The sequence below is a fragment of the Pseudoalteromonas sp. CR1 genome, assembly GCF_019392235.1.
Classification (GTDB): domain Bacteria; phylum Pseudomonadota; class Gammaproteobacteria; order Enterobacterales; family Alteromonadaceae; genus Pseudoalteromonas.
This window is the reverse complement of the sequence record NZ_JAHXRM010000648.1, coordinates 1-233: the sequence shown is the minus strand read 5'-3', so window position 1 is coordinate 233 and position 233 is coordinate 1. Positions and strand designations below refer to the sequence as shown.

Genomic DNA, 233 nt, shown 5'->3' with positions numbered 1-233 from the left:
AGACCACTGAAGCGACGAACTGGGCCGGTCGCGCCAGGGTCATGGTGGTCTGAACTTCGTAGAAATCCATTTCCTCGATGGCGAAAACCGGATTGCTCTGGCCATCGATCTTGCGCAGCTGCAGGTCACTGTATACCTGGGAATAGGGGATCTGGCTGGGCTCGGCACCATAGGCCCGGAAGGTTTCTTCCGCCATGTCGGAGGTCATGGTTCGGATTCGCTGTCCGGTGAAG

At 57.9% G+C, this 233-nt stretch carries 1 pseudogene; it reads right to left on the bottom strand.

Features of this window, described 5'->3' with window-relative positions:
- Positions 1–196: pseudogene (locus KZZ04_RS20885) on the bottom strand (hypothetical protein); the annotation flags it as partial.
- Between the last annotated feature and the right edge of the window lie 37 nt (positions 197–233).